Origin of the sequence: Exiguobacterium sp. s48 (assembly GCF_018617395.1) — a bacterium.
Lineage (GTDB): Bacteria > Bacillota > Bacilli > Exiguobacteriales > Exiguobacteriaceae > Exiguobacterium.
This window is the reverse complement of sequence record NZ_JACSKC010000001.1, coordinates 1,734,502-1,757,228: the sequence shown is the minus strand read 5'-3', so window position 1 is coordinate 1,757,228 and position 22,727 is coordinate 1,734,502. Positions and strand designations below refer to the sequence as shown.

Below are 22,727 nucleotides of genomic sequence, written 5' to 3'. Positions count from 1 at the left end.
TGTTCATCAAGAACGATTTTTTAATAAATCACGAATCTCCGTCAACAGTTGCTCTTCTTTCGTTGGAGTCGGAATAGCAGCTTCTTCCACTTCCTTCTCACGTTGTAGACGATTGATGACCTTGACGATTAGGAAGAGGGCAAAAGCAATCAAGATGAACGATACAATCTGTTGGATGAAGTTCCCGTATAAGACGTCCACTCCAAGCACGCTCGCTTTTAAGTTCGAAAAATCAATTCCTCCGATAATGATTCCGAGAAGCGGCATAAAAATATCATTGACGAGCGAGTTCACGATGGCTGTGAACGCCGCACCGAGTACGACAGCGATAGCGAGATCGATGACATTCCCGCGCATCGCGAATTTTTTAAATTCTTTTAACATATACAAACCTCCTGACATTGAATAGCATAAGCGTAGCATATTTATGATGAAAGGAAAAAATCGTTCAGCTTCTGTCAGGGAAGGATGCTTGTTCGACATTTGTGCATAGGGTACACTAAAAAGGTAGCAATTTACGCATTTTAATACCAGGTACTAATATGATATAATCATTTTAGCTGAAAGGATGGTTGGACGTGGCGAACGATGAACAAACAAGTTCGGAAGAACAAAAAGGTTCACCAGAACAAGAGACGGAGCAGAAAAAACGATCGCGATTATCAAATCATCGCCGATTCCCGATTTTACTCCGGGTCCTCGTTGTTTTAGTGTTGGCAATCGCAATGCTCGCCCTTGGAGCGATCATTGGGTATAGCGTCATTGGCGGAGGGGACTGGAAAGACGTGTTTGATATCGAAACCTGGCGCCATATCACCGATTTTTGGCTAACCTCTTAAAGGCGGTGGATGGATGTATACAATTGAGCAAATTAAAGAAGTAATCCCACACAGATACCCGTTTCTATTGATTGATCGAATTATTGAAGTCGAAGAAAAGAAACGTGCTGTCGGATTAAAAAATGTCACGGCGAACGAAGAGTTCTTTAACGGGCATTTCCCAGACTATAACGTCATGCCAGGCGTCTTGATTGTTGAGGCACTCGCTCAGGTCGGTGCTTTTGCGATGTTGAAAGACGAATCGAATCGAGGCAAACTTGCCTTTTTCGCAGGGATTGACAACTGTCGTTTCAAACGCCAAGTCGTCCCAGGTGATCAGCTTCGCCTCGAGGTAGAAATCATGAAAATACGTGGTCCAATCGGTAAAGGACGTGCCGTGGCTACGGTCGATGGAGAAGTTGCTTGTGAAGCAGAACTCACTTTCGCCTTGAAGTAAGGAGAAATGGGATGCGTGCTTTAGTCATTGTATTACTAGTCGGCTTAATGACGATTGTGGGCTGTCAACAATTTCAAACGAAAGAGTCGAACGATGAGAATGTTGTATATGAGCAAAACGTGGGAGAGACAATGATTGAGAAACGGGCTGGGCAGTCCGACGCGATGGCAGTCTCACTTGAACGGACGAACAACACGACGATGCTCTTCACGATTCGTATGCTTGAAAATCGCCGTCTCGATCCGACAACGGTCATGAGTTATGAGGTCGAAGGTGAACGAGTCGCGATTCCGTTCGGGGAACTGATTGCAGAGCGGGAAGAAGATATTCGTACGTATGAATATCAAACAGATGTCGATCCCGATTTGTTCATCTCCGAAACTCTGCCACTCTTCCATCTCGTAGAGGAAGGCGAAGCAGAGGTCACGATTCCACTTGAAGTCATCGATTCGACAAATACGAAGTAGAAACAGACGATTTTGTCGAAAATCGTCTGTTTTTTTGTGGAGATAAGTCCGTTCTATCCGATAAATAGAGTAAGGAAAAAATGGAGGGATCAGAATGAAACAGAAATCACAATCGTTGCAGACACGAATTTTAGCAGCGATGTTAGTCTTCGTTACGCTGCTCATCGTCGCGTTCGGAGTGGTTCAATATTTTAGTACGAATTCTGCTGTACTAAGTACACTACATGCAACAATGATTGAGGATGGAGAGCGGATTGCTGAACGATTTGATGTGGATACATATTCAGCATTTATAAAAAATCCGACAAAGAATGAACAATACGAGCAGTTGCGAAAAGAATTGGATACATATCGTCAACAAGTTGGTGCCATGTACGTGTATACGCTCGCAACGGAAGGTAAGGAAGTTCAAATTATCGTAGACGGATTAGATGAAGCGGAAGCCGCCGAGATTGGTTCCCCCACTACAGCGATGACATATGAAGGTGCGACCGCTGCATTTCAAGGGGGAACGGTCACGACAGATATCATTGATGATCCCGAATTTGGAAAATACGTAACCGTTCTTGTTCCGATTAAACGTGGCGGTGAAATTATTGGGGTGCTCGGCGTTGACAAGGCCGCGACTGAAGTCGAAGCCATTACAGGACAGGTTTTAAAAGATAACTTGATTCCAATCCTGATCGGACTTCTCATTTTACTTGCCGTATCCGCAGTTATCATTTGGCGCTACCTCGGTTGGAAGTTGAATCCACTCCGATCACTGGAGCGAGTGGCGACATCGATTGCTGCAGGAGACTTGGCGACTGCGACAACAGAGGTTGAAAGCATTCGATTGAAATCAAATGACGAAATTAAACGCCTAACGGTCTCGATGGACAAGATGACCCATATGTTAAAAGATTTGATTTCCGGAATTCAAACGTCGGCACAAACGGTACGGGATGAGAGTGGGAACGTCTCGGGTATTTCAGAAGAGGTGAATGATGCATCTCGTCAAATCGCCTATACGATGGAAGAAATCGCAAGTGGCGTGGAAAACCAAAGCGTCTTGACGATGCGCTTGTACGAACATATGAACGAATTCTCGAGTCTCGTCGAACAGACGACGTCAGACGGGGAACAAGTGAGCGAGCAGGCAGAAGTCGTCAGTCGGGTGACGATGGACGGTCTCCATTACATGGAGAATGCCGTACACAAGATGACACATATCCATGCGCAAGTGAAAACATCACAAGGACAAGTGCGCGATTTTGAACAGCAAGCGGACGAAGTGACGGAACTGGTCACAATGATTCGTCAAATCTCACAACAGACAAACTTGCTTGCTTTGAACGCAGCAATCGAAGCTGCCCGTGCCGGCGAGCATGGAAAAGGATTTGCGGTCGTCGCCTCGGAGATTCGCAAACTTTCGGACAGTGTTGCCGAGTCCGTCAGTGAAATTTCAGAAATCGTCGGAAGCGTCAAACAGAATTCGATTGCACTCGGTCAAACCTTCACAGAAAGTATGGCGGCTGCAGAGGAAGGCAAAGCAACACTCGAATCGACGAAGCGAGCCTTCACGGAAATTGAACAGAGCGTTCGTCATATGCAACAGTTGACGGGTTCGATGCGCGGTCAACTCGATCGAGTGAAGACGAACCAGGACCACATTCAACATGGATTGTCTGAAATCGCCTCAATCTCAGAAGAGAGTACGGCCGGAAACGAGGAAGTGGCCGCTTCGACAGAACAGATGTCGGCGACGAGCGAAACGATGAACCGTCTCGTTAAAGATTTATCGAGCACGGCAGAAGACATGCAGCGAATGAGTCAACAGTTCAAGTTATAAACAGTCTCACTTCAGACAGACCTCTCGTGCGTCCGCTATAATGGGCGCAAGGGAGGTTTTTTCATGCAACAATTCTCTAGTGAACTGACACAATTTCGGGGGAGTCATTATGACTTCGGACGATTTCAAGGGAAATATATTAAACGAAGCCAATTGCTCGAGAATCGGACGGACCAATGGAAACTGCGCGTCCCCCGATTTGAGATTGATGCGGTAGAGGCGAAAGCTGCCTTTGATGAATTCGCCCCGAAGATTTGGGAAGAGTTGATTGGATTACAAGATGAGCTGAAGTTGTCTCTCAATGATACGTTACTTCATTTCGGACATTTTCGCGTCAACAATCCAATCAGTGGATGTTCGATTTTGACAGGGGACAATTTCCTTGTCCGGAATTACGACTATCATCCGATGACATATGACGGTCGCTACAACGTGTTTCAACCTGAGGATGGGTATGCGGTCATCGGACCGGTCTCTCGCGTCACCGGACGTATGGACGGGATGAATGAAAAAGGGCTCGCCATGGGCTATAACTTTATCAATCGTCGTCGACCGGGGGACGGGTTCGTCTGCCAGATGATTGGTCGCATTATTCTTGAAACGTGCGCGACCGTGGAAGAAGCAGTCGACTTATTAAAAGAGATTCCGCATCGTGGATCATTCACGTATGTCGTTCATGACAAGTCGTCGAAAACACGCGTGATTGAGGCGACACCACGAGATATACAAGTACGAGAATCAAATATATGTACAAATCATTTCGAACTACTGCAGCACGAGAATCGCTATCATCTTGATGATTCCACGCGTCGCATGATGGAAATCAAGGTCGTGCAACACTTGATTCAAGATGCGGAGAGCGCGTTTCGTCTCATGAACGACACCGACAAAGGCGTCTTTTCAGAATTGTACAAGAGCTGGGCGGGGACGATTCATACAGCAGCCTATTTCCCGGAAACGCTCGAGACGTGGTTCGCGCTAGGCGGAGACCGCGATCCGGTCATATTCGACTTCCAAAAATGGCTCGATGGGGAAGACTTCGACCTCCATGCACTTGATGGAGAACTGGCAACAGATATCGAGTTTGCGAACACGGTTCAATTGTGGCGCTGACGTTTGTCAGTGCTTTTTTTCGATAATCGGGAATACACATTACAGGAGGGATGAACGATGAAACGAATTGGAATCATATTCATGATGTTGACGCTCGTCACATTACTCGGCGGCTGTGTACCCGGAGACGGGACGTACACGACGGATCCGGCAGGCTTTTTCTGGGGCATCTGGCACGGATGGATTGCGCCGGTGTCACTCATTTTAGGATTGTTCAATGAAACGTACCGCGTGTATGAAGTGAACAATACCGGCTGGTTCTATGATTTAGGATTTTACATTGCCGTCATCAGTGGATTTGGCGGATTGACGTTGACACGGAGAAGTCGGGGATGAGTCACTTCTCCGACTTTCTTCCTTTCACGGCGACCGTATGATAATCACGGGAGTTCGGTCCGCGTTGTACCGACACATCCTCAAATCCGAGGTTTATCGCTTCAGGAATAAATCGATCCTGAACCATATCGGAAATGGTGGTCCACTCGACATCACCTTTTCCATCACAGTACGTGATAACAAATGTGCCATTCGGTTTCAAGACACGTTCGATTTCAGACAGGACGGTCGTGATCTCTTCCCAAAAATATAGCGTGTGAATGCTAAACACGTGATTGACGGATGCGTCTACCACTTCAAGTTGATGCAGATCTCCTTGAATGAAATAAGCACGTCCTGTTTGAATAGATGCTTCATTTCGTTTTCGTGCTGAATGAATGATTGTCTTTGAGCGATCGAGCCCAATCACGGACACATCATCACGTTTATGGCGAATCGTAGCCATCGCATCACCGGCCCCACATCCGAGCTCGAGAACGGTGGCATTTGGATGTATCTGTAACTGTTCGATTGTCCACTCAACTTCGATGCGATGTTGGCGCACCATCTTTTCCCCGATATATTTTCCGACGGGACCGCGTGGATTTTCATATTGACTGTCCACCCAGTTTTTGAACACTTGTGGGAACATACTATCACCTCACTTTGAAAGTAGCTCGATTGTAGCATATTGATGAGATAAAGGAGTCAACAACATGCGTTCATTTTGGATACTCGGCAATCAACTCTCGCACGAGCTTGCGATGCTGAAGGATATGAAGGAAGATGACGTCATCGTTATGATTGAGGCGACATCACGCGCAACATGGCGTCCGTACCATAAACAAAAGCTCGTCCTCATCTTCTCTGCGATGCGCCACTTTGCGGAAGAACTGCGCAAAAAAGGATATACTGTGGATTACCATGAGGCGGATTCGTTCCAAGAGGCATGGGACAACCATGTGAAACAGTACAATCCGGACGAAATTCATGTCACCGCCGTCACGGATGAACCGATGGCGAAAAAACTGAAACAATTCGGGAAGAAGTATAAACTGGTCGAACATACGGATGTCCCGCTCTTCTACTTATCAAAAGAAGAAGCGACCGAGACACTCGGCAGTGAGCCGTGGCGAATGGATCGTTTTTATCGTCACATGCGGAAGCGATTCGATGTCTTGCTCGAAGATGGGAAGCCTCAAGGTGGGAAATGGTCATTCGATGCGGATAACCGAAAGCCGCCGAAAGAAGGTCTATCGTTTCCGTCCGCCATCCATTTTCGTCCGGATCCCATCACGAAAGACGTCATCGAAAAGGTCGAGTCGACATTCTCGGATCATCCGGGGGAATCAACCCCATTTCACTGGCCGGTCACCCATTCCGAGGCAAGACGTGCCCTGAAACGGTTCGTGGAAGAACGACTTGAGTCGTTCGGTCCGTATCAAGATGCGATGATGACGGATGAGCCGGAGATGTCGCACAGCCTGTTGTCGGCTGCCATCAATATCGGTCTATTGACACCGCGAGAAGTCGTTGATGCGGCATGTCAGGCCGACGCCCCTCTATCGTCGATTGAAGGATTCGTCCGGCAAATCCTTGGTTGGCGGGAATATATGCGCGCCGTCTATCTCGCTGTCATGCCCGGTTATGAAGACGTGAACACGTTCAAACATGAACGCGACTTACCGTCCTTCTTCTGGGATGCGAAGACGGAGTTGAACTGTCTGCATCAAAGTTTGAAACCGGTCGTCGCGCATGCTCACAATCATCATATCCAGCGACTGATGGTACTCGGAAACTATGCGACCCTTTTCGAGATTAATCCGAAGCAGACGAGCGACTGGTTCAACGAGATGTATATCGATGCCTATGACTGGGTCGTCTTACCGAACGTTCTTGGGATGGCCCTTCATGCGGACGGTGGAAAGCTCGCCACAAAACCGTATGTCGCTTCCGGGAAATATATCGACCGGATGAGTGACTACTGTCGGGGTTGCCCATACAACCCAAAACATACGACAGAAGACGACGCCTGTCCGTTCAACGCCCTCTATTGGCGGTTCATCGATCGTCACGAAGAACGATTCTCGAAAAACCAGCGGATGAAGATGATGGTCCGCAATTGGCGGGGACGGGATGATGACGTGAAAGCCGACATCTTAGCGAAAGCCGAACAGACGTTGACCGATTCCCCGTGAATCGGTTTTTTTACGTTCTCTTCATGAAACTTTGCGATTCCTTTATCGTGTCTTTACAATCGTTCGTTACGATAGGAGCTGTGAGACCCCCTCACTCCAAGTGAATAGTTACCGGTAGAACCTTTGAGAGACCAACAGAAGCCCGTACGTCGATGACGTGTCGTTTCTGTTGGTCCTTTTTTTCAAGAAAGGATGATTCAAGTGAATGAAGCGATTGCACGAATCGGACAAGAACGGATGATTGCCTCCATCAAAAGTCCAAAACAAATCGAGGCGTTTTTACGGACGGATGTGACGACGACGTTTCTCATGATGGGAACGCTCAGTACACTCGACCGCTATGTGGCGCACTTGAAGCGAGAGAATCGAACGGTCTTCCTCCACGCCGAGCGAATCAATGGGATCAGCCTCGACCGGGACGGGATCGATTACCTCGCCAAACGTGTCGGCGCCGATGGGATTGTCACGACGAAAGCATCCGTGCTCCAGCATGCGAAGCGAGCGGGGCTCTTGACGGTACAACGACTCTTTCTCGTCGACTCCGATGCTGTCACGAGTGGGCTCAAGCTCGCCGAGGCGCAACAACCGGATGCGATTGAACTCATGCCGGGTCTGATTCCGAGCGTGGTCGAGAAGATTTCCCAGGAAGTCTCCTTTCCGATTGTGACGGGTGGCATGATTCGTCAACCGATTGATGTGCATCGCGCCCTCGATCATGGGGCATTCGCCGTATCGACCGGGGATGAACGACTTTGGAACGTACAAAGTCAGAAGGAGGAATTAGCATGAAATCAATACAGTTACAACAACTGACAAAATCATTCGGGGAGACGGAAGTCATTCGAGGGATTGACGTGACAATTGAAGCAGGTGAATTTTTCGCACTCGTCGGACCATCCGGTTGCGGGAAGAGTACGATGCTTCGGATGATTGCCGGGCTCGAATCCATCACAAGCGGCACGCTTCGTATCGATGGGGTAGCGGCCAACGGGATGAAGCCGAGTGAGCGTCACTTGTCGATGGTATTCCAAAACTATGCCCTCTACCCACATATGACGGTTGAAAAAAATATCACGTTCGGTCTACATACGAAAGGACTGACGAAGCTTGAACAGCGAGAGCGTTGCCTCCAGGCGGCCGAGACACTTGGACTTACCGATTATTTAAAACGGAAGCCACGTGAGTTATCGGGTGGTCAAAGACAACGTGTCGCTTTGGCACGGGCCATCGTGACCGAGGCACCGATTTGTCTGATGGATGAGCCACTTTCGAACTTGGACGCGAAATTACGGGCAAAGATGCGCTCAGAGATTCGCCAGTTACAACGAAAACTCGGACTGACGATGATTTATGTCACTCACGACCAAGTCGAGGCGATGACGATGGCGGACCGGATCATGCTTCTCAATGAAGGCGAAGTCCAACAAGTCGGAAAGCCGCTCGACTTATATAACAAACCGGCGAACACGTTCGTCGCTTCTTTCATCGGGTCGCCTCCAATGAACCTAGTCGAGGTCACACGACAAGAAAAAGGCTGGATGGCATCGGACGGTCGCATATTCCACCCAAATGCCTTGACGGAAGTACCACAGGCGACACTTGGTGTCCGTCCAGAACAAATTAAACCGGCGGACGAAGATGTGACATTTTATGCAGAGTTGAAAAACATCGAGGTGCTCGGGACCGAAACGATTCTCGCCTTCGATGTCGGAGGAAATGAATGGTTGGCGAAATGGCCGGGACAATGGCCGCTTACGGTCGGCGAAAAAGTGGCGTGTTATGTGGATCCGAAACAGATGTCGCTATTTGATACGAACGGGCATCGCATCGAGCCACGACAGCCGAAGCTGTTTGAGGCGTTGGAGGTGTTCCAATGACGGTCGCTTTACCGAGACAAAAAGTTCGAGCGAGATTGACGGATGCGGTGAGCGGGCTGTTGTATTTGTCCCCGTCCATCATCTTATTCGGTGTCTTTCTCGTCTATCCGCTTCTTCGGACGATGTACTTAAGTTTCTTTCGGACGGACACGCAAGGGACACCACTCGAATTTGTAGGAGTCGGTCACTATAGCCATCTGTTCACAAGTGCCGCGTTTTGGCAAAGCATCCAAGCGACGGTCGGCTTCGTCCTCTTGACGGTCCCGCTCACAATTCTCATCGCGCTCGGTCTCGCACTCCTTGCCAATGAGAAACTGAAGGGTATTGGCATCTTTCGGACGGCGTTCTCGGCGACGATGGGGATGAGCGTCGCGGCATCATCTGTCATTTGGATGTTCATGTACAATCCGTCAATCGGTATCTTCAACCGATTCCTCGAGGCAATTGGTGCGAGCGGCGTGCAGTGGCTCCTCGATCCACAGTATGCGCTCCTTTCCGTGTCACTTGCGACCGTTTGGATGAACATCGGCTTCACGTTCTTGATTCTACTCGGTGGTCTGCAAAACATTGACCGAACGTTGTATGAGAGTGCGGACATTGCTGGGACGAGCTATTGGACACAGCTCCGCGCCATCACCATCCCGATGTTGTCACCGACACTCTTCTTCGTCGGGATCATCTCGCTCATCAATGCCTTCCAGACGTTCGGGCAGATTGATTTATTGACGAAAGGTGGACCGACGAATGCGACGAATGTCATCGTCTATGCCATTTACAAAGATGCGTTCATCAACTATAACGTCGGCAGCGCCAGTGCACAGGCCGTGCTCTTATTTATCGCCGTCCTTTTGTTGACATGGCTCCAATTTAAATTGGTCGAAAGGAAGGTGCATTACCAATGAGACTACGGAATGTTGGCGTATATGTCTTACTCGTCTTGAGCGCCGTCGTCATGCTGTTTCCGATCGCCTATGCGTTTTCAATTAGTCTGATGGACGGGAAGGAAGTGCTTCAGGGACATCTGCTCCCGCGTGAGCCTTCATTTGAAAACTATGTGGCCGCGTTCGAGCGCATCCCGATGATGACGTACCTGCTCAACAGTCTGATTGTGGCGCTCCTCGTGATGATTGGACAGGTCGTCTTGTCGAGTCTCGCGGCATTCGCGTTCGTCTTCATCGACTTTAAAGGAAAAGGGCTCATCTTCATGCTCTTCCTGGCGACGATGATGGTGCCATGGGAAGCGACGATGGTACCGAACTTTTTAACGATTCAGTCGCTCGGTTGGCTGAATAGTGTCTGGGGACTGTCGGTGCCGTTCTTCGCGCTCGCATTCGGGACATTCTTACTTCGGCAACAGTTTAAAACGATTCCGTATGAAATGTACGAGGCGTCCCAAATTGCTGGGATTAGTCGCTTCCGTTTCTTTTGGAACGTCGTCTTACCGGTCTCGAAGACACCGCTTGTCACATTGTCGGTGTATAGCTTTTTAACGACTTGGAATATGTACTTATGGCCGCTTCTCGTCACGAATACGGAACAGGCGCGGACGGTTCAAATCGGCATCAAACAGATGCAGTCGAACGAGGTCGCCTCGGATTGGGGCGTCGTCATGGCGGCAGTCATCTTGATTATCATTCCGACACTCGTATTGTTGTTTGCAGGACAAAAGCACCTGCAAGAAGGTTTGACGCAAGGCGCTATCAAATAATAGGGGGATATGACACATGAAAAAGTTAGGATTATTCGCAGGATTGGCAAGTTCGGTATTATTACTCGGGGCATGTGGCAGTGAAGAAGCGGCACCGGTGGCGGCGACGACAGAAGATGGAAAGACAGAGGTTGTCTTTTGGCACGCGATGAGCGGGGACTTGGAGACGGCGTTAAACAGTCAAGTTGATGCGTTCAACGCTTCGCAAGACGACTATGAAGTCAAACCGGTCTTCCAAGGAACGTATGAAGAAGCACTGACAAAATTCAATGCGGTCGCTGGTTCAGAAGACGCTCCGGCCATCATGCAAACGTTCGAAGTCGGGACGAAATACATGATCGATTCGAATAAAATCACACCAGTTCAAGAGTTTATCGACAAAGAGGATTTTGATACGAGCGTATGGGAAGAGAATATCTTGAGTTACTATCAGGTCGATGGGAAACAATATTCGATGCCGTTCAACTCATCGACACCGGTCCTCATCTATAATAAGGATGCGTTCAAAAAGGTAGGGCTCGACCCGGAGAAGGCGCCACGGACGTATGACGAATTGAAAGAGGCGGCGAAAAAGTTGACGACGGACGGCCAGACGGGCTTCACGATGCTCAACTATGGATGGTTCTTTGAACAACTTGTGGCTGCGCAAGGTGGGCTGTATGTCGATAATGAGAATGGACGTAACGGTGAGCCGACGAAAGCCGTGTTCGATGGGGAAGAGGGACAGAATGCGTTCAACTTGATCAAAGAGATGTATGACGAGAAGACGTTCTTAAACGTCGGTCAGAACTGGGACGATATGCGCGCGGCATTCCAATCTGGGAAAGTTGCCATGTACCTCGATTCTTCAGCAGGGATCCGTACGGTCGCAGACAACGCGGACTTTGAAGTCGGCGCATCATACTTACCAGTGCCGAGTGAAGCGGACCGTCAAGGCGTCGTCATCGGTGGCGCATCACTTTGGATGGGTGATGGTATCGCCGAAGAGACGAAAGAAGGCGCATGGGAATTCATGAAGTATGTGTCATCAACAGAAGCACAAGCTCAGTGGCATGTCGACACAGGCTACTTCGCCATCAACCCTGACGCATACAATGAACCGGTCGTTGAAGAGATGTGGGCGAAATATCCACAATTGAAAGTAACGGTCGACCAGCTCAGTGAGACGAAACCATCACCAGCGACACAAGGAGCGCTCATCTCGACGTTCCCACAATCACGTCAAAGTGTCGTCAATGCGATGGAGAGCTTGTATCAAGGCGTGTCGGTCGAAGAGGCATTGAAACGTGCGGCCGATGAGACGACTTCCACCTTGGGGCAGTGAGATGTTGATTTACGCACATCGCGGCTATAGCGCCAATTACCCGGAAAATACATTATCTGCGTTCGAGGCGGCTCTCCCATACGTAGATGGGATTGAGCTGGATGTTCAGCTATCGAAGGACGGTCGCCTCGTCGTCATTCATGACGAGACCGTCGACCGGACGACAGACGGGACCGGATGGGTGAAAGACATGACGCTTCAAGAGCTTCGTCAGTTGAAGATTGACGGCTATGAACGCATTCCGACGTTAGAAGAAGTGCTCGGCTTGATCGAACGGAGTGACGTCACCCTGAACATTGAATTGAAGACGGACCAATATGCGTATCCGGGAATCGAACGACTCGCTTGGCTCGCTGTTGACGAGTTTGAACTCGGTGACCGTGTCGTGTTCTCCTCGTTCAACCGAGAGACACTCGTCCGGATGCGGGATGTGGCCCCGCACGCTCGGCTTGCAGTGTTGACACTTACGGGTGAGGCGGACACCGTCTCATTCGCTGAAACGATTCGGGCCGAGGCGATTCACGCACAGGCTGAATTTATCGGATCAAGTGCATGGGAACAGATGCTTCGTACGACACTGGAGACACGTCTCTATACGATTAACGATGTGAAGGACCTGCCTCCGATACCGGTTTCAGCCATCATGACAGATGAGGTTGAACGGTTTACGAAATGAGTAGAACAAACCCCGCTTCCGAGAAGGAGCAGGGTTTGTTCATGTCATGATTGGTTGAGGTGTGTCAGATGTCGAGACGACAACTTGATTGCGTCCTTCGTTTTTTGCTTGATAGAGCGCCGAATCGGCGAGGTCGACCATTCGTTTGATAGGAAGCGAGGTGCCGTGCGCGACCCCGACGGACGTCGTGATGTGAATCGGTGGGAAGTCATTCAAATGGAACGTTTCAGCGGCAATCCGTTCCCGAATCCGGTTAGCTACTTTATCCACTTTTTCAGGCGTCAAATCGTACATTAAAATGACGAACTCTTCCCCACCAATCCGAGCGACCGTGTCGTGGGCACGTGTTTCCACCTTAAGGATGTTGGCAAACTGTTGTAAGACGAGATCACCGTTTCCGTGCCCATATGTATCGTTCACATGTTTAAAATGATCGATATCGAGCGCGAGCACATTATACGTCCGATTCTCTTGCCCGACGGATGCCGTATATCGATCCCATACACGCCGATTGTATAGACCCGTCAAATGGTCCCGTTCAGACGACTGCTTGTACTCGATGGCACGACGGGTCGTCTGTTCAAGATCGATGGTGAGGATGCTCGAGAGCAGACCGACAAGCATCCCAATCATCCAAATGGTCAAGACGAGGGACACATACGCCGTGCTCCAACCCATATTGATGTAGACGGCAATCGAGATGATGAAGAGCGCCCATACGTTCAAGAAGATGCTTTGGATGAAAAGTCGCTCCCGAAGCAACCGATGAATCCAGAGCATCCCGATACTGACGATAAACGTCGCGACAAACGCAATCGCGGCTTGTTCGGTCATTCCGAACAAGAATCGTGTGCTCGCAATGAAGAGTGTTGCGATGAATAAAGGGAAACGGGCTCCATAAAACGCGAGCAACACGAGCGGTAAGTGACGTAAATCGACACGGACCGTATCGTTGACTTCCACAGCGTTATACATCAAAAACAGACCGAGCGCACCGGCGAGTAGTCCGATCACGAAACTACGAAGACGGTATGAGTTAAACAGTGAAGAATGATAAATCTTCGAGATGATATAAAACCCGGTGAATGCGACACAAGCATTAAGCAATAAAACGGTGAGCGTCATTCCTTCACGACCTTTTTTATGGACTATACATTAACGGTAGCAGTCTTCAAATAATTGTCAATCTGAAGGTGTGTAAATTTTCGTCATTTCTTCACGCTTTTTTCTTCGTTCCTCGAAATGCGAAAAACATGGCGATGCCAATCCCGATTCCGAGCCACCAATTGTCGAGAGTCAGACCAAAGACGACGGCGAATACGACCGCGACTGGAATCGATAAATGTCCTCGTTGTTTCATCTTCATTGCCTCCTCTCTTCGTCATTTCTTTATTCCCAAAAGGTAGAAGCTTCATTCTCAAATTGAGGTAAGACAAAAACGTTCGACCGATCAAATCAGTCGAACGAAAGCGAGTGTTTAGGGGATGGAAGCAATGGACAACTCTGTCTGGTATGAAGCTCGATCGTGAAAGTCGTCCCTTCTCCATATACCGAATCTGCATGGATGCCCCAACCGTGGGCTTCGGCGATGCGTTTGCAGATTCGTAGCCCGAGACCGGTTCCTTTAATCGATTGGTGGGCAGCCGATTCGACACGATAGTATTCATCAAATACGTAGGGAAGGGCATCTTCCGGAATGCCGATGCCGGTGTCAGATACGGACAAGATCACTGTCCCGTCGCATTCCTCAACCTGGGCATGAACCTCCCCACCTTCGGGAGAATACTTGATCGCATTGCTAATCAGGTTATGGAGCAATTGCCGTAACTTTTCTTCATCTGCTTGAATCAAGACATCGTTCGCTTCAAACGTCACTGTATGAAGCGGGGAGGTCGTCTGATAGCTCGACATGACATCCTCTAGAAGAGGAGGGAGTGCGAACGTCGTCACGTTCAGTTGATCAGCCGTGTAGCGTTCTTTTTGATAGTCGAGGAAATTATCAACGAGCCGCTCCAGACGTTCCGATTCTTGTTTGACTTGTTGTAGCATCTGATACGACTTTTCCGCACCTTGATGACGTCTCATAAGTAACTCCGTATAGCCGTGGATGGCAGTCAATGGCGTGCGGAAATCATGAGACAGTTCGGCAAGAAAACTGTCTTTACGCTCTTCAAAGCGGACGGCTTCCGTTTGGTCGCGCCACATGACGAAAACGCCACGTGGTGTCCGCGTAAAGTTGAAAATCAAATGTAGCGTTTTGTCATCAAAACGAAGACGACGTGAGGCCATCCTTGGATCCATTTCGGTCGCACATTCGAGCAATTCCTGAATCAGGTGCATGACTTGTGCGGAATCCGCCCCATGCCGTTCCAACGTGGTATATACATGACGAGTCAATGTGTCCAATGTGTCAAAAGACTGTGTCGTCATAGAAGGGTACCATTGACGAAGAGAATCATTCGTATACAGGCGGCACCTTGAGAAATCGATATAACACATCGCATCCTGCACTTCTTCCACGATAGAAGTGATGGAGAACGTATGACGTTGCTGTTTTTGACGAGCGGAGCGTTTTTGCCTAACCCTACGAAATCGGCGCATAGATCTACCTCCTCGCGAACATTTGTACATTCATTCACAACAAGTATACGACATTCGAGAAGGAATCCCTATACAGGCAATAGTCCTAGCAGAAACGTAGTGAAATTGGGACGGACATTTAAAACACCTCTCCGTTACGTGAACGGAGAGGCGTGAGTTATTCAGTCACTTTTAATTGTCCCATCATCCCGTTTTCTTCATGTTCGAGGATGTGGCAATGATACATGAACGTTCCCGTTTTGGTGAAGGTCAGTTCGATTTTCACCTGTTCATCAGGAGCCACAGCGACCGTGTCTTTCCACCCTTTCTCCTGATCGGCTGGCGGGCTGCCGTCTCGACTGATGACTCGGAACTGGACGCCGTGGATGTGGAAAGGATGTGTCATCCCACCCATCATATCCGGCTTATTTTCAATCTCCCATACCTCAGTGTCTCCGCGTTTCGCTTCGATATCGATACGCTCTGGGTCAAACGTTTTTCCATTGATTGATACCATATTTCCCATTCCAAACAGCGTGAGCCGGCGATCTGCCTTCTCATCTGTCGAACGCTCTCTCGTTTTAGTTGTCGGAATATCGATGGACGTCTTATCGAGTTCACCAACACGAAACGTGGTGAACGTCACCCCGTCCGCTTCTAAGGATACGTCATCTTCTACTTGTGAAAAATCAATCAGCACCTCTGCCCGTTCGCCCGGTGTCAACGAAATGGTCTTCAAGGGAACTGGTTTTTCCAACAGACCACCGTCTCCTGCAATTTGAATCAAATTCTCTCCGTTCGATAGCGTGAAGTCGAAATTACGTGCGTTCGAACCGTTGACTAGTCGCACTCGTAACGTCTCGGTTTGAACATCGAACGTGGTGTTGATGACACCGTTCGCAAGAATCGTATCCCCTGTCGTCCCATCGACGTTCATGTGGGCATCGTAATCAAGCTCACCGTTATCAGTGAAGAGCCGATCCTGTACGATTAGCGGGATGTCATCGACACCATAGTCATTCGGGAGACCACTCTGTGCATCGTCGGTCACATAAAGAAGGCCGGCGAGCCCTTTGTAAACTTGTTCAGCTGTCAATCCCATCGGATGGGGGTGAAACCAAAGCGTACTAGGTTCTTGGTCGATGTCGAGTCGAACTTGTGCATGTTTACCCGCAGCTACAGCTTGATGAGGTCCCCCGTCCATGTCGGCAGGGATAACGAGTCCGTGCCAGTGGAACGTTGTCGGTTCATCCAATCGATTGATGGTATCAATCACGACTGTTTTTCCTTTCGGTAACTCGAGCATCGGTCCGAGCAAGTTTCCATTATAGCCGAACGTTTCCGATTTTTTGCCGTCTTTGAAAAATCGTGACGTGCCTTTAGTTGCTTCCACCGTATAGTAGACCGTGTCTCCCGTGACACGATCTGGCTGTAAGGCAGTCGGAATCGGAAGTGGCTGTGTCGGTTCATCCGATGCTTGGAGATTTTGGGTCGCACCGTGTCCCGTCGGTCCGCCATTGCCCATCATGTGGTCACCCATTTGCCCGGTTGACGAATCATTGCCCATCATATGATCTTGATTCATATTGTTGTTATGGTTCCATGTCCCGTTGAAGAGAACGGCTAGTAAAACGAGGATGCCCCCAATTAAAATCCCCGTCAACAGAAACCACATTCCTTTTGATTTCATCTGATAACACTCCTTCATTGTTCAGTCCTCACTCTGTTGTACCACCTAATTGTGAAAGAAACATGAAAGTCCGAATCCGTTTATTTATATACCGCATAGGGGTATGAAATATGTGTAAAGGAGAGGATAGATGATGGAACACGAACACAATCAACACCATGAACATCATGAGGAGAGTCACGATTCTCATCATGGCGGACACGAACATATGATTGACGATTTCAAACGACGCTTTTTCGTATCGATTGGTCTGACGATTCCGATTTTATTGTTGTCGGACATGATTCAAGAATGGCTACAGTTTGAACTCAATTTTCCGCTTGAAAAGACTATCTTATTTGTATTGGCGACGATTGTGTATGTATACGGAGGATGGCCGTTCTTAAAAGGGAGTGTAGAGGAGCTACGGGATCGTAGCCCAGGCATGATGATGCTGATCGGCTTAGCAATCAGTGTCGCTTACTTTTATAGCGCAGCTGTTATTTTTGGATATGGAAGTGGACATGACTTCTTTTGGGAACTTGCTTCATTGATTGTGATCATGCTACTCGGTCACTGGATTGAGATGCGTTCTGTGAGGGGGGCGTCAAATGCGTTGGAGCAACTCGTTCAACTGTTACCGAACGAGGCACATCGCATCAATGGGGAAGAAACGGAAGACGTCCCGATCTCTGAACTAAAAGAAGGAGACCGGATTCTAGTCAAACCAGGAGAACAGGTCCCGGTAGACGGGAAAATCATCAAAGGACGAACGACGATCGACGAGTCGATGTTGACCGGTGAATCGGTCCCGGTCGAAAAGACAGAAGGTGAAGATGTCATTGCGGGTTCAATCAACCAAGAAGGTAGTTTGACGATTGAAACGATTGGTACGGGAGAAAGCACGTACTTGTCAAAAGTCATCGAATTGGTGAGCGAGGCTCAAAAATCGAAATCACGGGCTCAAAACTTAGCAAACCGTGCGGCGAAATATTTGTTCTATATCGCGCTTGCAGCAGGCGTCATCACATTTACTATCTGGTTCATGCTTGGCTATTCGGTCGGAACCTCAGTCGAACGGATGGTGACGGTCATGGTCATCTCATGTCCGCACGCACTCGGACTAGCGACACCGCTCGTTGTTGCCGTTTCGACAGCGTTATCGGCGAAACAAGGTCTCCTTATCCGTAATCGGACTCAATTTGAAGAAGCGCGTCGCCTCGATGCCGTCATCTTTGATAAGACGGGTACGTTGACGGAAGGAAACTTCGGTGTCACGGACGTACAAGCGAGCTCATCTTTCACAGAAGAAGATGTATTGCGATTAGCTGGAGCTGTCGAACGGGAGTCGCAACATCCGCTCGCGCAAGGAATTTTAAGAGAAGCCGAGAAACGAGAATTGAAACTGGAGACTGTCGACAACTTCGGTTCGATGGCGGGTGTCGGGTTAGAAGGGACGGTTGAAGGAGCGCATGTTCAAGTCGTCAGTCCACGTCATATCCGTGATCAACACATTCAGATCGATGAAGAGACGTTCGCACGACTCTCGGGAGAAGGAAAGACCGTCGTCTTTGTCTTAAAGGACGGGGAATGGGTTGGTATGATTGCAATGGCCGATTTAGTGCGGGAAGAGGCGAAAGAGACCGTCGAGGCACTTCGTGAAAAAGGAGTCCGTTCCATCATGTTGACGGGGGACAATGAGAAGGTCGCACATTGGGTCGCGGGTCAGCTCGGCATCGATGACGTGTATGCCGAAGTATTACCAGACGACAAGGCGAACCAGGTAAAAGACGTCCAGAAAGATGGCAGCAAAGTAGCGATGGTCGGGGATGGAATCAATGATGCTCCGGCACTAGCGCAAGCGGATGTCGGTATTGCCATCGGCAGCGGGACGGACGTTGCTGTTGAGACGGCTGACATCGTCCTCGTCCGTAGCAATCCGAAAGATGTGCTATCGATTTTAGAGCTTTCACAGAACACATATCGAAAGATGATTCAAAACTTGTGGTGGGCCGCAGGGTATAACATCGTCGCCATCCCGCTCGCTGCAGGTGTGTTGGCTCCGATTGGCATCATCTTGTCCCCGGCCATCGGTGCCGTCTTGATGAGTTTAAGCACAGTTATTGTCGCCATCAACGCTCGACTTTTGAAGATTTAACAAGTTTTTCATCTTTAGCACGTATGCTAGATGGGATGCTATAGATGGAGGGATTTAGATGAAACGAATGTTGATGCTATCACTATTCCTGACTCCACTGCTTTTAACGGCTTGTGGAACGGAAGAAGTACCGTCGGACACTAGTCAATCCGAGAACGTGACGCCCCCTACAAAAGACGAGTGGCAGCGTGTGGGATCCGATGAAACGGTTTCTCATATCCACGGGGCTGGATTTTGGCAAGACGACGAACGTCCTGTCATCGCGACGCATGACGGGTTGATAGAATATCGAGAAGACGGTTGGTATACACTTCCGACGAATCGTCACGACTATATGGGGTTTGAAGTCGTCGAGGATGGATTTTATGCGAGCGGTCACCCCGATCGTCGGACAGATTTCAAAAATCCACTTGGGGTTATGCATGGAAAAAATCATGGGACAGTACTCGAGAGTCGGTCGCTAGAAGGCGAGGCAGATTTCCACTATATGAGAGCCGGTTATGCCACGGGTACACTCTACGTTTATTTGGAAGAAGCGACCTCGGAGCTAGAGCCGGGATTTTATCGTTCAATCGATGGTGGGAAATCATTTGAACCGATGCAAGTGAACGGAATCGAGGGAGTACAAGTGGCAGGCATCGTCGCCGATGCGACGGATGCGGAGCGCGTCTTCTTGTATGGACCGTCCGGCATCCTCGTTTCGAACGATGCCGGAGACTCCTTCGAGCCACTCATCGAGTCGGAACAAGTCGTCACGGTCGGGGAGGACGATGGGCAGTTGGCCTACATTCGACAGACAGATGGTTCATTCGAAGGGGTTCGTTTCAACTTAGACGATGAGTCGACAGAGACGTTCAACCTTCCAGAGCTTCAAGTGGACGCTGTGCCAATCGAATTGGCCATCAAAGAGGAGCACATGTTGCTTGTCACATCGGATAACAGTGTATATGAGTTCACGGACGGAGAGTGGCAGACACGTCTTGACGCAGGGGAGCTCGACTAAGTAAAGACGCCTTTCCATTAAAGGGAAGGCGTCTTTTTGTCGAGCGGAAGTGTGACGGTGAACGAAGTACCTGATGTATCCGAAGATACCGTCAACGTCCCACCGTGGCGCACGACGATTTGATCAGCAATCGCGAGTCCGAGTCCACTGCCACCGGTCTGACGGGACCGTGATTTTTCCACACGATATAGACGGTCAAAAATGTGCGGTAAATCTTCTTCAGGAATGCCTTTCCCATTGTCTGTAATGGTCAGGATCAGGTGAGTGTCCGTGACGTTCGAACGAAGGGAGACATGTGAAGCCTCACTATGTTCAATCGCATTATGGGCGATGGAGCGGAAGACTTGGAGCATTCGATGACGGTCTAATGTGAGCGAAACATCTGGTCGTCCGACATTTGGCAGAGTATCGAAGCGAATCGTCGTCATCCGAAACATCGTATCGAGCATTCGTCGTAAATCCGCACAAAACGTCGTGACAGATACTTCTTCTCGATGTAACAAGAACGTGTTTTCATCGAGCTGTGCCAATTGAAATGCATTTTCGACGAGTTCTGTGAGCGAGCGGCTCTCATCTAAAATCGTTTGAATCGACTGTTGCCGAAGTGATTCTGGAGTGCTGTCTTTCGAAGCGATTTCGGCATACCCTCTCAAATAAGTGAGAGGGGTCTTGATTTCATGTGAGAGATCGGATAGAAACTGATGCCGCTCGCGTCGTAGCCGAGATAATTCAAGAGACATCGATTCGATTGAACGTGCCAATTCTCCGATTTCATCAACTCGATTCGTCGGTAACTGTAAATCGTCCGGGTTTGTGAGAACGTTCTCCGTCGCTCGTCTTAATGACTCAATCGGTTTTGAAATGAGTCGACTTAGAAGAATGAAAGTCAAGATCGTCGTCACGAGTGCGATAGCCGTGATGTAGAGAAATCGCAACTGAAGGCGATGACTGATTCCATGAATGATCTCAGTCGGTAAAAACATGTAGACGTACCCATACCGTGTATCGAGATCATCTGTGATTGGCGTACGAACGCTTAAATACGGCTCGTTTTCCCAGTCGTCCTCTAAAACAGTCGTATCATCGAATGGACCTATACGTCGTTTCGTTTCGACGGTATCGACTAGTACCTGTGGAAAAGAACGGGACGTTTGAAGAAGAACATGTGCTGGGTCAGTGATGGCAACTTTTGTGTCCGTCTCACTTTCCATCGTAGCAACGTGACCAATCGTCTCTTTTGAAAAGTTCATCGCCAACACGTTCGCATGGCTCTCGGCTCTCGACTCGAGACGATTGATTTCTTCTACAACGCGTTCGCCGAGTAACGTGTGATAAAGGAGAAGGAATAATACGCCTTCAATTAATAACGTAGATAAGAGGAAGACGAGGCTGATGCGAAATGGTAGACTGTTACGACTTCGCTTCATCCGGAACGCTCTTCGGTCCATCGATAGCCACGTCCCCATACCGTCCTTAAATAATCATCAATCGGAAATCCTGCATCCCCTAACTTTTCTCGAATCATACGAATATGCGCATCAACCGTGCGAGGATCGGATTCTGCAGAGTAGGGCCAGACAAGGTCAAATAAATCTAGGCGGTTGAAGAGTCGATTCGGATGCTGAAGGAACAGTTTCAGAATGGCCGTCGCTTTCGGCGTGAGGACGATTTCTTGTTCCTCATAAAGGATACGTCCGCTCTCTTCATCATATCGAAGCGGACCGTATTGAATATTGACGACACGGGTCCGTCGTAAGACGGCGCGAATACGGGCGAGGAGGACGTTTCCGTCGAACGGTTTCGTAACATAATCATCCGCTCCAGCATCTAATCCTCGGATGGTCGTCTCGTTGTCTGACCGTGCCGTCAACAAGACGACAGGTAATGCCGGGTCCATCGTCTTTAACTGACGACAAAGTGAGATCCCATCTACTTCTGGCATCATAATATCTAAAAGGACGAGATCCGGTCGCTCTTCGATTTTGTCGAGTGCGGAACGAGCATCGCTTGCCTCGATGCAAGAGTACCCATCACCCTCAAGGAACAGACGAATCAAATGTCTCATTTTTTCTTCATCGTCTACAATGAGAATCTTCATCTTGTACTCCTCCTTCCTTTATATATTATCGTTCCGCGTGCTTCGCATGATTTCCTTCTGTAGCGAAAAGAGTCTGTAGTTGTTCACATGCGCGCGCGACGTCTCAACAGTAAATGACGGGCACTCTCGCATCAATCGGGCGATCCGTGACAATGGCGACTGCCCCGTTCCGGATGGCCACCTTCACTAAATCGACACCTCGTTCATTAATCGGACGTTTGCATACATATAAAAACATTTTTTTAATTTTTTCTGGTGTCGTTCCGATGCCGCGAATCGCCATATCTTCAGGACGGTCCAGATACGACCAAGATAACACAGAATCCAGTGATGCCAATACGTCACGCAATGTCACCTCTTGCATTGTCGTTCTGCTTCCGTGCAAAATCTCAATTTCATTAGTCTACCCGACGATTGTGAAAAAGAAGTGAAAAA

24 protein-coding genes are annotated in these 22,727 nt (G+C 48.9%); 15 read left to right on the top strand and 9 right to left on the bottom strand.

Annotated elements, in window-relative coordinates; genetic code table 11:
- Window positions 1–6: 6 nt before the first annotated feature.
- Entirely contained in the window at window positions 7–384 is a 378-nt protein-coding gene (gene mscL / locus KNO66_RS08840) for a large conductance mechanosensitive channel protein MscL (RefSeq protein ID WP_214742074.1), read from the bottom strand.
- Window positions 385–578: 194 nt separating this feature from the next.
- Between mscL and KNO66_RS08835 the strand changes: the two genes are divergently transcribed.
- The 6 genes from KNO66_RS08835 (at window position 579) to KNO66_RS08810 (ending at window position 5,022) form a co-directional block, all read left to right on the top strand.
- The gene (locus tag KNO66_RS08835; protein WP_026825107.1) at window positions 579–839 is read left to right on the top strand and encodes a DNA-directed RNA polymerase subunit beta; all 261 of its coding nucleotides are present in this window, start codon (window positions 579–581) and stop codon (window positions 837–839) included.
- A 13-nt stretch (window positions 840–852) separates the two neighbouring features.
- Complete coding sequence (gene fabZ, locus KNO66_RS08830; RefSeq protein WP_031422282.1) at window positions 853–1,275, top strand: 3-hydroxyacyl-ACP dehydratase FabZ; 423 nt, start codon at window positions 853–855, stop codon at window positions 1,273–1,275.
- A gap of 11 nt (window positions 1,276–1,286) precedes the next feature.
- The gene (locus tag KNO66_RS08825) at window positions 1,287–1,742 is read left to right on the top strand and encodes a hypothetical protein (protein WP_214742073.1); all 456 of its coding nucleotides are present in this window, start codon (window positions 1,287–1,289) and stop codon (window positions 1,740–1,742) included.
- A 94-nt stretch (window positions 1,743–1,836) separates the two neighbouring features.
- Window positions 1,837–3,573: a methyl-accepting chemotaxis protein gene (locus KNO66_RS08820; protein WP_214742072.1), complete on the top strand. Its 1,737-nt coding sequence runs from the start codon at window positions 1,837–1,839 to the stop codon at window positions 3,571–3,573.
- 63 nt (window positions 3,574–3,636) lie between these two features.
- Window positions 3,637–4,686: a C45 family autoproteolytic acyltransferase/hydrolase gene (locus tag KNO66_RS08815; RefSeq protein ID WP_214742071.1), complete on the top strand. Its 1,050-nt coding sequence runs from the start codon at window positions 3,637–3,639 to the stop codon at window positions 4,684–4,686.
- A gap of 57 nt (window positions 4,687–4,743) precedes the next feature.
- Entirely contained in the window at window positions 4,744–5,022 is a 279-nt protein-coding gene (locus KNO66_RS08810; RefSeq protein ID WP_214742070.1) for a hypothetical protein, read from the top strand.
- A gap of 1 nt (window position 5,023) precedes the next feature.
- Here the strand turns inward: KNO66_RS08810 and KNO66_RS08805 are convergent, their stop codons facing one another.
- Entirely contained in the window at window positions 5,024–5,653 is a 630-nt protein-coding gene (locus KNO66_RS08805) for a class I SAM-dependent methyltransferase (RefSeq protein ID WP_214742069.1), read from the bottom strand.
- Between the two features lie 64 nt (window positions 5,654–5,717).
- On the opposite strand from KNO66_RS08805, the gene KNO66_RS08800 reads away from it, so the two are divergent.
- The 7 genes from KNO66_RS08800 to KNO66_RS08770 all read left to right on the top strand — a co-directional run bounded on the left by KNO66_RS08800 (window position 5,718) and on the right by KNO66_RS08770 (window position 12,784).
- Window positions 5,718–7,199 carry a cryptochrome/photolyase family protein gene (locus KNO66_RS08800; RefSeq protein WP_214742068.1) on the top strand — a complete coding sequence of 494 codons (1,482 nt, stop codon included), beginning with the start codon at window positions 5,718–5,720 and terminating at the stop codon, window positions 7,197–7,199.
- 201 nt (window positions 7,200–7,400) lie between these two features.
- Window positions 7,401–7,988: a glycerol-3-phosphate responsive antiterminator gene (locus tag KNO66_RS08795; protein ID WP_483299186.1), complete on the top strand. Its 588-nt coding sequence runs from the start codon at window positions 7,401–7,403 to the stop codon at window positions 7,986–7,988.
- Window positions 7,985–9,076 (top strand): ABC transporter ATP-binding protein, encoded by a 1,092-nt coding sequence (locus KNO66_RS08790; protein ID WP_214742066.1) that lies wholly within the window; start codon window positions 7,985–7,987, stop codon window positions 9,074–9,076. The genes KNO66_RS08795 and KNO66_RS08790 overlap by 4 nt, the downstream gene beginning before the upstream one ends.
- Window positions 9,073–9,978 carry a carbohydrate ABC transporter permease gene (locus KNO66_RS08785; protein ID WP_214742065.1) on the top strand — a complete coding sequence of 302 codons (906 nt, stop codon included), beginning with the start codon at window positions 9,073–9,075 and terminating at the stop codon, window positions 9,976–9,978. The genes KNO66_RS08790 and KNO66_RS08785 overlap by 4 nt, the downstream gene beginning before the upstream one ends.
- Window positions 9,975–10,784: a carbohydrate ABC transporter permease gene (locus tag KNO66_RS08780; RefSeq protein ID WP_214742064.1), complete on the top strand. Its 810-nt coding sequence runs from the start codon at window positions 9,975–9,977 to the stop codon at window positions 10,782–10,784. The genes KNO66_RS08785 and KNO66_RS08780 overlap by 4 nt, the downstream gene beginning before the upstream one ends.
- Window positions 10,785–10,800: 16 nt before the next feature.
- Window positions 10,801–12,108 (top strand): ABC transporter substrate-binding protein, encoded by a 1,308-nt coding sequence (locus tag KNO66_RS08775; protein ID WP_214742063.1) that lies wholly within the window; start codon window positions 10,801–10,803, stop codon window positions 12,106–12,108.
- Window positions 12,080–12,784 carry a glycerophosphodiester phosphodiesterase gene (locus KNO66_RS08770; RefSeq protein WP_214742062.1) on the top strand — a complete coding sequence of 235 codons (705 nt, stop codon included), beginning with the start codon at window positions 12,080–12,082 and terminating at the stop codon, window positions 12,782–12,784. Before KNO66_RS08775 ends, KNO66_RS08770 begins: the two co-directional genes overlap by 29 nt.
- A gap of 39 nt (window positions 12,785–12,823) precedes the next feature.
- On the opposite strand, the gene KNO66_RS08765 is transcribed toward KNO66_RS08770, so the two are convergent.
- From KNO66_RS08765 to KNO66_RS08750, 4 genes are all read right to left on the bottom strand, one after another.
- Window positions 12,824–13,909 (bottom strand): GGDEF domain-containing protein, encoded by a 1,086-nt coding sequence (locus tag KNO66_RS08765; protein ID WP_214742061.1) that lies wholly within the window; start codon window positions 13,907–13,909, stop codon window positions 12,824–12,826.
- A gap of 91 nt (window positions 13,910–14,000) precedes the next feature.
- Window positions 14,001–14,144: a hypothetical protein gene (locus KNO66_RS08760; RefSeq protein WP_214742060.1), complete on the bottom strand. Its 144-nt coding sequence runs from the start codon at window positions 14,142–14,144 to the stop codon at window positions 14,001–14,003.
- A 95-nt stretch (window positions 14,145–14,239) separates the two neighbouring features.
- On the bottom strand, window positions 14,240–15,385 hold the full coding sequence (locus KNO66_RS08755; RefSeq protein ID WP_214742059.1) for a sensor histidine kinase: 1,146 nt from the start codon (window positions 15,383–15,385) through the stop codon (window positions 14,240–14,242).
- A gap of 157 nt (window positions 15,386–15,542) precedes the next feature.
- Entirely contained in the window at window positions 15,543–17,054 is a 1,512-nt protein-coding gene (locus KNO66_RS08750; RefSeq protein WP_251128076.1) for a multicopper oxidase family protein, read from the bottom strand.
- Window positions 17,055–17,184: 130 nt separating this feature from the next.
- On the opposite strand from KNO66_RS08750, the gene KNO66_RS08745 reads away from it, so the two are divergent.
- Together KNO66_RS08745 and KNO66_RS08740 are read left to right on the top strand one after the other, a co-directional pair.
- A complete protein-coding gene (locus KNO66_RS08745) occupies window positions 17,185–19,191 on the top strand; it encodes a heavy metal translocating P-type ATPase (protein ID WP_214742057.1) in 2,007 nt (668 codons plus the stop codon).
- A 58-nt stretch (window positions 19,192–19,249) separates the two neighbouring features.
- The gene (locus KNO66_RS08740) at window positions 19,250–20,194 is read left to right on the top strand and encodes a F510_1955 family glycosylhydrolase (RefSeq protein WP_214742056.1); all 945 of its coding nucleotides are present in this window, start codon (window positions 19,250–19,252) and stop codon (window positions 20,192–20,194) included.
- Window positions 20,195–20,211: 17 nt separating this feature from the next.
- Here the strand turns inward: KNO66_RS08740 and KNO66_RS08735 are convergent, their stop codons facing one another.
- From KNO66_RS08735 to KNO66_RS08725, 3 genes are all read right to left on the bottom strand, one after another.
- Window positions 20,212–21,642 carry a sensor histidine kinase gene (locus tag KNO66_RS08735; protein WP_214742055.1) on the bottom strand — a complete coding sequence of 477 codons (1,431 nt, stop codon included), beginning with the start codon at window positions 21,640–21,642 and terminating at the stop codon, window positions 20,212–20,214.
- Window positions 21,618–22,292: a response regulator transcription factor gene (locus KNO66_RS08730; RefSeq protein ID WP_214742054.1), complete on the bottom strand. Its 675-nt coding sequence runs from the start codon at window positions 22,290–22,292 to the stop codon at window positions 21,618–21,620. The genes KNO66_RS08735 and KNO66_RS08730 overlap by 25 nt, the downstream gene beginning before the upstream one ends.
- A 103-nt stretch (window positions 22,293–22,395) precedes the next feature.
- Entirely contained in the window at window positions 22,396–22,656 is a 261-nt protein-coding gene (locus tag KNO66_RS08725) for a hypothetical protein (RefSeq protein ID WP_214742053.1), read from the bottom strand.
- Window positions 22,657–22,727: the final 71 nt, after the last annotated feature.

Excerpts from the sequence above, each read along its gene's own strand:
- mscL (WP_214742074.1), bottom strand. The coding sequence starts at position 384 with ATGTTAAAAGAATTTAAAAAATTCGCGATGCGCGGGAATGTCATCGAT.
- fabZ (WP_031422282.1), top strand. The coding sequence starts at position 853 with ATGTATACAATTGAGCAAATTAAAGAAGTAATCCCACACAGATACCCG.
- KNO66_RS08825 (WP_214742073.1), top strand. The coding sequence starts at position 1,287 with ATGCGTGCTTTAGTCATTGTATTACTAGTCGGCTTAATGACGATTGTG.
- KNO66_RS08820 (WP_214742072.1), top strand. The coding sequence starts at position 1,837 with ATGAAACAGAAATCACAATCGTTGCAGACACGAATTTTAGCAGCGATG.
- KNO66_RS08815 (WP_214742071.1), top strand. The coding sequence starts at position 3,637 with ATGCAACAATTCTCTAGTGAACTGACACAATTTCGGGGGAGTCATTAT.
- KNO66_RS08810 (WP_214742070.1), top strand. The coding sequence starts at position 4,744 with ATGAAACGAATTGGAATCATATTCATGATGTTGACGCTCGTCACATTA.
- KNO66_RS08805 (WP_214742069.1), bottom strand. The coding sequence starts at position 5,653 with ATGTTCCCACAAGTGTTCAAAAACTGGGTGGACAGTCAATATGAAAAT.
- KNO66_RS08800 (WP_214742068.1), top strand. The coding sequence starts at position 5,718 with ATGCGTTCATTTTGGATACTCGGCAATCAACTCTCGCACGAGCTTGCG.
- KNO66_RS08790 (WP_214742066.1), top strand. The coding sequence starts at position 7,985 with ATGAAATCAATACAGTTACAACAACTGACAAAATCATTCGGGGAGACG.
- KNO66_RS08785 (WP_214742065.1), top strand. The coding sequence starts at position 9,073 with ATGACGGTCGCTTTACCGAGACAAAAAGTTCGAGCGAGATTGACGGAT.
- KNO66_RS08780 (WP_214742064.1), top strand. The coding sequence starts at position 9,975 with ATGAGACTACGGAATGTTGGCGTATATGTCTTACTCGTCTTGAGCGCC.
- KNO66_RS08775 (WP_214742063.1), top strand. The coding sequence starts at position 10,801 with ATGAAAAAGTTAGGATTATTCGCAGGATTGGCAAGTTCGGTATTATTA.
- KNO66_RS08770 (WP_214742062.1), top strand. The coding sequence starts at position 12,080 with ATGAGACGACTTCCACCTTGGGGCAGTGAGATGTTGATTTACGCACAT.
- KNO66_RS08765 (WP_214742061.1), bottom strand. The coding sequence starts at position 13,909 with ATGACGCTCACCGTTTTATTGCTTAATGCTTGTGTCGCATTCACCGGG.
- KNO66_RS08760 (WP_214742060.1), bottom strand. The coding sequence starts at position 14,144 with ATGAAACAACGAGGACATTTATCGATTCCAGTCGCGGTCGTATTCGCC.
- KNO66_RS08755 (WP_214742059.1), bottom strand. The coding sequence starts at position 15,385 with ATGCGCCGATTTCGTAGGGTTAGGCAAAAACGCTCCGCTCGTCAAAAA.
- KNO66_RS08750 (WP_251128076.1), bottom strand. The coding sequence starts at position 17,054 with ATGAAATCAAAAGGAATGTGGTTTCTGTTGACGGGGATTTTAATTGGG.
- KNO66_RS08745 (WP_214742057.1), top strand. The coding sequence starts at position 17,185 with ATGATGGAACACGAACACAATCAACACCATGAACATCATGAGGAGAGT.
- KNO66_RS08740 (WP_214742056.1), top strand. The coding sequence starts at position 19,250 with ATGAAACGAATGTTGATGCTATCACTATTCCTGACTCCACTGCTTTTA.
- KNO66_RS08735 (WP_214742055.1), bottom strand. The coding sequence starts at position 21,642 with ATGGACCGAAGAGCGTTCCGGATGAAGCGAAGTCGTAACAGTCTACCA.
- KNO66_RS08730 (WP_214742054.1), bottom strand. The coding sequence starts at position 22,292 with ATGAAGATTCTCATTGTAGACGATGAAGAAAAAATGAGACATTTGATT.
- KNO66_RS08725 (WP_214742053.1), bottom strand. The coding sequence starts at position 22,656 with ATGCAAGAGGTGACATTGCGTGACGTATTGGCATCACTGGATTCTGTG.